Origin of the sequence: Jatrophihabitans sp. (genome assembly GCF_035474675.1) — a bacterium.
In the GTDB taxonomy this organism is placed as follows: Bacteria; Actinomycetota; Actinomycetes; order Mycobacteriales; family Jatrophihabitantaceae; genus Jatrophihabitans_A.
This window is the reverse complement of the sequence record NZ_DATINC010000073.1, coordinates 1-5,653: the sequence shown is the minus strand read 5'-3', so window position 1 is coordinate 5,653 and position 5,653 is coordinate 1. Positions and strand designations below refer to the sequence as shown.

The following is a 5,653-nucleotide window of genomic DNA, read 5'->3' as shown; positions in this document are numbered from 1 at the left end:
CCGGCGTTCGCACGTCGGTGCCTGCTGTCAGGGTGGCCTGCTGTCAGCGACCGCTGCCGGTCAGTGACCCCGGCCGTCGGTTCCCGCGCCGAGCTGTGCCGCGGGCCGCTCGTCGTTGCCGGTTCCGGTTCCGAGCTGGGCGGCGGTCCGCTCGTCCACCTGCGGGGCGGGGTTGCCGGCCACGGCCGCGGCCGCCGCGGCTCGTTCGGCGGCCTGGGCCTGCAGGCCCGACTCCATCCGCAGCTTGACCTCCTTGAGGAAGAAGCTCAGCAGGAACGCCGGCAGCACCACGAACGCCGCGACCAGGAACACCGTGTCCATCGCCTGGGCGAAGCCGGTCAGGAACGGCTCGCGCAGCACCCGGGCGCCGTTGTTGAGGAAGCTGGTGTCGTTGAGCTGGCTGGTCGAGCCGCCGGAGATGGCCCGCAGCGCCCGGGCGATGACGCCGTTGGCCGGGTCGCGCAGGGCCGCCTGGAACTGCGGTGTCTGCGCGGCGGCGCCGACGTTGTCGCCGACGTGCCGGGCGGCGCCGGAGAAGAAGATGGTCAGGAAGATCGCCGTTCCGAAGGTGCCGCCCATCGACCGGAAGAAGGCCGCCGAGGCGGTGGCCACGCCCACCTGCGAGGCCGGCACCGCGTTCTGGGTGGCCAGCACCAGGGTCTGCATGCAGGCGCCCAGGCCGCCGCCGAGCAGCAGCATCAGCGGCGCGAGCTCCAGATAGCTGGTCTCGGCGCTGAGCCGGGACAGGCCCAGCAGCGCAACGATCAGCACCCCGGTCCCGACGATCGGGAAGATCTTGTACCGGCCGGTGCGCGAGGTGACGATGCCGCTGCCCATCGACACCGACATGACTCCGACCATCATCGGCAGCAAGGACAGGCCGGATTCGGTGGGGCTGAAGCCCTTGACGATCTGCATGTAGAGCGGCAGGCAGATGATGCCGCCGAACATCCCCATGCCGAGGATGAAGTTCATCAGCGAGGCCACGTTGAAGACCGGCGAGCGGAACAGCTTCAGCGGCAGGATCGCCTCCTCGCCCACCCGGCGCTCGATGACCAGGAAGGCGATCAGCAGCAGCGCGCCCAGCACGTAGTAGGTGATCGACTTGCCCGAGCCCCAGCCCCAGGTGCGGCCCTGCTCGGCGACCAGCAGCAGCGAGGTGACGCCCAGCACCAGGGTGACCGCACCCAGGTAGTCGACCTTGTGCTCGGTGCGCATGCTCGGCACGTTCAGGAACCGGCTGACCACCGCCAGCGCGACGATGCCGATCGGCAGGTTGACGTAGAACACCCAGCGCCAGCCGTCGAAGCCGAGCAACTGGTCCTGGCCGGCCAGCAGGCCGCCGAGCACCGGGCCGGCGATCGAGGAGATCGCGAACACCGCCATGAAGTAGCCCTGGTACCGGGCCCGCTCCCGGGGCGGGACGATGTCACCGATGATCGCGAAGGCCAGCGCCATCAGGCCGCCGGCGCCCAGGCCCTGCACCGCGCGGAAGCCGGCCAGCTCCTCCATGGAGTTGGCCATGCCGCTGAGCATCGAGCCGACCAGGAAGATCGAGATCGCGAACAGGTAGAACTTCTTGCGGCCGTACATGTCGCTCAACTTGCCGTACAGCGGGGTGGAGACGGTCGAGGTCACCAGGTAGGCGGTGGTCGCCCAGGCCTGGTTGGTCTGGCCGTTGAGCCGGTCGGCGATGGTGCGCATCGCGGCCGAGACGATGGTCTGGTCCAGCGAGGCCAGGAACATCCCCAGCATCAGCCCGGACAGGATCAGCAGGATCTGCTGGTGGGACAGGCGGCCGGCGGGCACGGCGGCGGCAGTACGTGGTTCAGCCATGGGGAGTGAGTTCCTCTTCTAGTTCGAGTGCGTTCTGTGCGCCGTACTTCTCGGTGGCCGCGTTGAGCTGGCCGAGCAACCGGCCGAGCGTGACGATGTCGTCGGGACTCCAGTCCGACAGCAGCCGTTCCATCCGGCGGCGCCGGCCGCGGGTGAGCCGGTCGAGCATCTGCTGGCCCTCGGCGGTGGCCTTGAGCAGGATGGCCCGCCGGTCCTCGGGGTCGGTGTCGCGGGCCAGCAGGCCCGCCTTCTCCAGGTCCGCGACCTGGCGGGAGACGGTGGAGGGGTCCAGCCCGGTCCGCTCGGCGATGGTGGTCAGCCGGGAGGCTCCGCAGTAGGCCAGGGTGCCCAGCACCATCAGTGCCATCCGGTCGAGCCGGTTGCCGTTGACCTGATGCTTGTACCGGATCACGTGCATCATCAGGGTGCCGAACTCGCGCTCGACGACGGCTACCGGATCCGGGTCGTGCTGGTGGTGTTGCGTATGAGACTGCGCATTAGATGTTTGCTGCACGCATCTAAATTAGCTGCAAGACGCAACTAAGTCAAACGAATAACGGTTGGGTAACCGGCCCAACGCCGCGACCCGGATAAGCCCTACTAGGCGGTGTGACCACGAGCGAGCTGGCGGCCGGGCCGGGTGCCGACTTTCCCGACCTGGTCGCGCCGCACTGGGACGTGCTGGTGCGGGTGGCCGGCCGGTTGGCCGCGCCCGGCAGCCGGGACGACGTGCTGCAGGAAGCCCTGGCGCTGGCGTGGCGGCGGCGCGGCAGCTACGACCCCGGCCGGGGCAGCGTCCGGGCGTGGCTGCTGGCGATCACGGTCGACCAGGCCCGCAGCTCCTGGCGCCGGTACCGGATCTGGCACCCGCTCGCCGACGAGCTGCCTGCCGCCTCCCCGGACTCGGCCGTCCGCGCCGACGTGGAGGCGGCCATCGCCGGCCTGCCCCGGCGGCAGCGGCTGGCGGTCCAGCTTCGCTACTACGCCGACCTGGAGGTCGACGACATCGCGGCGGTGATGCGCTGCTCGGCGGGGACCGTCAAGTCGACCCTGCACGACGCGCGCCGCGCCCTGCGCTCCCGGCTAGGAGAGGACTACCGATGACCGACGATCAGCTGGAGGACCTGCTGGTGCGGCAGGGCGAGTCCTGGCGAGCGGGCCAGCCGGCGGCGCCGTCGCTCGGCGCGATGACCCGCCTGCCCACGCCCCGGGACGCCCGGGCGTCCTGGCTGCTGCCCGCCCTGGTCGCGGCAGCTGTGCTGGTGCTGGTCGTCGGCACCGTCACCCTGCTGCGCCAGCACGACCCCCACCGGCCGGGCAACCCGGCAACCTCGACGAACCCCACCGCCTCGCCGGCAGTGCCGGTCCTGGTGCCCTGGGCGGACCTGCCGGCCCCGGCCCGACCGGCCCCGAGCTCACCTCCGGGGCTGGTCGACGACGGGGTGCCACCGGAGGGAACGAAGTCGTGCCAGGCCGGTGACTTCGCCGCCACCAGCGATGCGGTCACGCCCATCGAGGCCCCCGGCGCGGCACCGTGGAACACCGGCAGATACCTGCTCACCGTGCAGCGGGTCGGCTCCGACCCCTGCGCCATCGGCGGCCAGACGCCCACCGTGAACGTCCTCGATGCCGCCGGCAACAGCCTCGGGATCGGCAGGTCCAGCTCGCTGGTCGGCTACTCGGGCTACGAGCTGCTCTCGCCCGGTGACGTGCTGGAGGTACCCACCAAGATCTGCGGCACCGGTATCGCCTCCCTCGAACTCCGGCTGGCGGTGGTTCCCGAGGGCCCGGGCCGGATGGGCGGGGAAGACGGGGCCACGGTGGCCATCCCGTTCCCCGGGGAGTCGACCTGTACGTCCGGCTCCAGCTCGCTCTCGCATCAGCGCGTGCTACCCGCCGGCAGCCTAGATCTGCTGGTGCGGAGCTATTCCGTGCCGAGCCGGGTACGCAGCGGCCAGCGGCTGGACTACTCGGTGACGCTGACCAACCCCACGTCGACCGCAGTGCCGCTCGACCCGTGCCCGGCCTACCGGCAGGCGTTGATCAACGTCCTGAAACTCCCGGACAAGCAGGGGGTCACCCGTACCGGCGAGCTCAACTGCGCCGCGGCACCGGCCGGCGTGGCGGCCCACAGCTCGATCACGTTCCAGATGCAGCTGGGCACCACCGGGGTGCCGGCCGGGGACCGGCGGCTGGTCTGGGACTGGCTCGGCAGCGCCTGGACCGACGCCCGTGGCTACGCCGAGTTCCCCACCGTCACGGTCTACTAGCCGATGGGTTTGCCAGCCGGCACGGTTTCCTAGCCGCCCGGGCGCCGGGCCCAGTGCAGCGCCACCACCCCGCCGGTCAGGTTGCGGTAGTGCACCTCCTGCCAGCCAGAGTTGGCGATGGTCCAGGCCAGCTGCTGCTGGCCCGGCCAGCTGCGGATCGACTCGGCGAGGTAGACGTAGGCGTCCGGGTTGCTCGACACCCGGCGGGCCACCCAGGGCAGCGCGCGCATCAGGTAGTTGAGGTAGAGCTGCCGGAAGCCCGGGATCACCGGGGTGGAGAACTCGGCCACCACCAGCCGGCCGCCGGGCCGGGTGACCCGGGCGAACTCGGCCAGCGCGCCGGACACGTCGGCGATGTTGCGCAGGCCGAAGGAGATGGTGACCGCGTCGAAGGCGCCGTCGGCGAACGGCAGCCGGAGTGCGTCGGCGGCCACGAACGGCAGCTGCCGCCGGCCCGCGCGGTGGTGACCGGCCCGCAGCATGCCGAGGGAGAAGTCGCTGGCCACCGCCTGGGCACCCGAACGCGCCAGCTCGGCGGTCGACACGCCGGTGCCGGCCGCCACGTCGAGCACCCGCTCACCCGGCAGCAGGCCCAGCGCGTCCCGGGTGGCACGCCGCCAGCGGCGGTCCTGGGCGAAGGACAGCACCGTGTTGGTCAGGTCGTAGCGTTTGGCCACCCCGTCGAACATCCGGGCGACGTCGTGGGGTTCCTTGGCGAGCGTGGCTCTGGTCATCACAACTGATTGTCCCTGATCGACAGAACGCCGGTTTCAGTGCCTGCCGGTACCCGCAGATCCATACGCAGTTTAACCTGCAAGATAATGCGCAGGATACTGTGCAGATGGATGACAGGGACACCTCATGACTCACGCTGCTTCGACGCCTCGATCGAACGAGGGACCCACTTACCCACGCATAGTCGAGGAGGTCACCGACTCGGGAGTCACCCAGGCCGAGCTCGGCCAGGCCGTCGGCGCAAGCCTGCGCACGGTCCAGAACTGGGCGTCGGGCGCCACTGCCCCAGCTGGCGTCAGAGCGCAGCGGCTCCTCGACATCCAGTACATCGTGCGAGAGCTGCGGGTGACCTACACCGACGAAGGCGTACGTATCTGGCTGCACTCCCGTAACCGCAATCTCGGTCGTCGCCGGCCCATCGACCTGCTGACCGCAGGCGACGTGGAGACCGTTCTGGAAGAGGCCGAACACATCGCCAGGTCAGGTAGCCCTCAGTTGTGAAGGCCCGGCGGTCAGTGCGCCGCGACCCGGTCGGTGGTGGGCAGCAGCTTCAGCGCGGTGGAGGCGAAGTGCGAGTGCACCCGGTCGTCCACCGGGTCCTCGGCCGGGTCGGTGTGCACCAACAGGTGCCGGTAGAGGGTGTCGCGCTGGGCCGGGATCCGGCCGGCCGAGCGGATCAGCTCGATCAGCTCGGTGCGGTTGGACCGGTGCCGGGCGCCGGCCGAGGACACCACGTTCTCCTCCAGCATCACCGAGCCGAGGTCGTCGGCGCCGAAGTGCAGGGTCAGCTGGCCGATGTCCTTGCCGGTGGT

The 5,653-nt window shown here is 70.5% G+C and carries 6 protein-coding genes and 1 pseudogene; 3 read left to right on the top strand and 4 right to left on the bottom strand.

Translation table 11 applies throughout. The annotated features are described in order from the left end of the window. Window positions 1-60: 60 nt before the first annotated feature. Both VLJ82_RS08915 and VLJ82_RS08910 read right to left on the bottom strand, forming a co-directional pair. Window positions 61-1,836, bottom strand: coding sequence for an MDR family MFS transporter (locus VLJ82_RS08915; protein ID WP_408662985.1), 1,776 nt, complete (start codon window positions 1,834-1,836; stop codon window positions 61-63). Continuing rightward, entirely contained in the window at window positions 1,829-2,350 is a 522-nt protein-coding gene (locus VLJ82_RS08910) for a MarR family winged helix-turn-helix transcriptional regulator (protein ID WP_408662984.1), read from the bottom strand. Before VLJ82_RS08910 ends, VLJ82_RS08915 begins: the two co-directional genes overlap by 8 nt. 95 nt (window positions 2,351-2,445) lie before the next feature. Here VLJ82_RS08910 and VLJ82_RS08905 point away from each other — a divergent pair, with 95 nt between their 5' ends. Continuing rightward, the gene (locus tag VLJ82_RS08905; RefSeq protein ID WP_408662983.1) at window positions 2,446-2,940 is read left to right on the top strand and encodes an RNA polymerase sigma factor; all 495 of its coding nucleotides are present in this window, start codon (window positions 2,446-2,448) and stop codon (window positions 2,938-2,940) included. Beyond that, the gene (locus VLJ82_RS08900) at window positions 2,937-4,106 is read left to right on the top strand and encodes a hypothetical protein (RefSeq protein ID WP_408662982.1); all 1,170 of its coding nucleotides are present in this window, start codon (window positions 2,937-2,939) and stop codon (window positions 4,104-4,106) included. The genes VLJ82_RS08905 and VLJ82_RS08900 overlap by 4 nt, the downstream gene beginning before the upstream one ends. Window positions 4,107-4,135: 29 nt before the next feature. Here the strand turns inward: VLJ82_RS08900 and VLJ82_RS08895 are convergent, their stop codons facing one another. Next, a complete protein-coding gene (locus VLJ82_RS08895) occupies window positions 4,136-4,840 on the bottom strand; it encodes a demethylmenaquinone methyltransferase (protein WP_408662981.1) in 705 nt (234 codons plus the stop codon). A gap of 127 nt (window positions 4,841-4,967) precedes the next feature. Between VLJ82_RS08895 and VLJ82_RS08890 the strand changes: the two genes are divergently transcribed. Next, the gene (locus VLJ82_RS08890) at window positions 4,968-5,342 is read left to right on the top strand and encodes an antitoxin Xre/MbcA/ParS toxin-binding domain-containing protein (RefSeq protein ID WP_408662980.1); all 375 of its coding nucleotides are present in this window, start codon (window positions 4,968-4,970) and stop codon (window positions 5,340-5,342) included. Between the two features lie 11 nt (window positions 5,343-5,353). On the opposite strand, the pseudogene VLJ82_RS08885 reads toward VLJ82_RS08890, so the two are convergent. Beyond that, window positions 5,354-5,653 (bottom strand): annotated as a pseudogene (locus VLJ82_RS08885) (dehypoxanthine futalosine cyclase); the annotation flags it as partial.

Bases quoted from the DNA above. Each gene is read 5' to 3' on its own strand.
- VLJ82_RS08915 (WP_408662985.1), bottom strand. From the start codon at position 1,836: ATGGCTGAACCACGTACTGCCGCCGCCGTGCCCGCCGGCCGCCTGTCC.
- VLJ82_RS08900 (WP_408662982.1), top strand. From the start codon at position 2,937: ATGACCGACGATCAGCTGGAGGACCTGCTGGTGCGGCAGGGCGAGTCC.
- VLJ82_RS08895 (WP_408662981.1), bottom strand. From the start codon at position 4,840: ATGACCAGAGCCACGCTCGCCAAGGAACCCCACGACGTCGCCCGGATG.
- VLJ82_RS08890 (WP_408662980.1), top strand. From the start codon at position 4,968: ATGACTCACGCTGCTTCGACGCCTCGATCGAACGAGGGACCCACTTAC.